Source organism: Pseudoroseomonas cervicalis ATCC 49957 (genome assembly GCF_000164635.1).
GTDB classification, from domain to species: Bacteria; Pseudomonadota; Alphaproteobacteria; order Acetobacterales; family Acetobacteraceae; genus Pseudoroseomonas; species Pseudoroseomonas cervicalis.
In genome coordinates, this window is the sequence record NZ_GG770868.1 from 1 (window position 1) to 1,277 (window position 1,277).

At 76.7% G+C, this 1,277-nt stretch carries 2 protein-coding genes; both read left to right on the forward strand.

The features are described 5' to 3' along the window. Positions 1 to 362: glycosyltransferase family 9 protein (locus HMPREF0731_RS19800; protein WP_040614170.1), on the forward strand; the 362-nt coding region annotated here is incomplete at its 5' end. A 33-nt stretch (positions 363 to 395) separates the two neighbouring features. Then, the coding region (locus HMPREF0731_RS19805; RefSeq protein ID WP_007005994.1) for a glycosyltransferase at positions 396 to 1,277 on the forward strand (882 nt) is incomplete at its 3' end.

The window sequence follows — 1,277 nt, forward strand, 5'->3', positions numbered from 1 at the left end:
GGCGCGACCGAGGCCGCCATGGCCGCCCGGTGCTGGCGGCGCTGCCCGGCGCGATCGACGCGGTGGGCCGGCTGGAACTGCCGGAGGCGGCGGCGCTGCTGTCGCGCTGCGCGCTGTTCCTCGGCAATGATTCGGGGCTGATGCACCTGGCCGCCGCGGCGGGGGTGCCGACGCTCGGCCTGTTCGGCCCGACCCCGGCCGGCGAATACGCCCCCATCGGCCCGCGCGCCCGTGCCGTGCTGGCGCGCGGCCTGCCCGGGCGGGCGCCGATGGCGGCGCTGCCGGTCGAGGCGGCGCTGGAGGCCGCCATCGCCCTGCTGGACAGCCCGGCCGCCGAGCCGGGGGCGGAGCTGGCGGCGTGAGCGTCGCCCTGGTGACCGCATGAGGATGGCCGCGTGAGGATCGCGCAGGTGATGGCCGGCGCCCGCATGGGCGGTGCCGAGGGCTTCTATGAGCGCCTGACCTGCGCCCTGCACGCCCAGGGGGAGGCGGTGCTGCCCGTCATCCGCGCCGATCCGGGCCGCGCCGCGCGGCTGTCGGTGCGCGGGCTGGCGCCGGTGCAACTGCGCTTCGGCAGCCCCTGGCTGGACTGGATGACGCGGCCGCGCCTCGGCGCCGCGCTGCGCCGCTTCCAGCCGCAGGTGGTGGTGTCCTGGATGAACCGCGCCACGCGCTTCACCCCGCGCGGCGGCTGGACGCTGGTCGGGCGGCTGGGCGGCTATTACGACCTGAAGCACTACCGCCATTGCGACCATCTGGTCGGCAACACGCGCGACCTGGCGCGCTGGATGGTGGCGCAGGGCTGGCCGGCCGAGCGGGTGCATTACCTGCCGAATTTCGTCGACGAGATGGGCGGCGTGCTGCCGGCCGAGCTGCCGCTGCCGGCCGAGGCGCCGCGGCTGCTGGCGATGGGCCGGCTGCACCGCAACAAGGGCTTCGACACGCTGCTGCGCGCCCTGCGGCATGTGCCCGGCGCCCATCTGGCGCTGGCCGGCGAGGGGCCGGAGCGCGCCGCGCTGGAGACCCTGGCGCGCGAACTGGGCGTGGCGGAGCGGGTGCGTTTCCTCGGCTGGCGGCAGGATGCCGGGGCGCTGCTGGCGGCCTGCGACGTGTTTGTCTGTTCCAGCCGGCACGAGCCGCTGGGCAATATCGTGCTGGAGGCCTGGAGCGCCGCGCGCCCCGTGGTCGCCATCGCGGCGCAGGGCCCCTCCGAGCTGATCCGCGCGGGCGAGACCGGCCTGCTGGTGCCGCAGGAGGCGCCGGAGGCGCTGGGCACC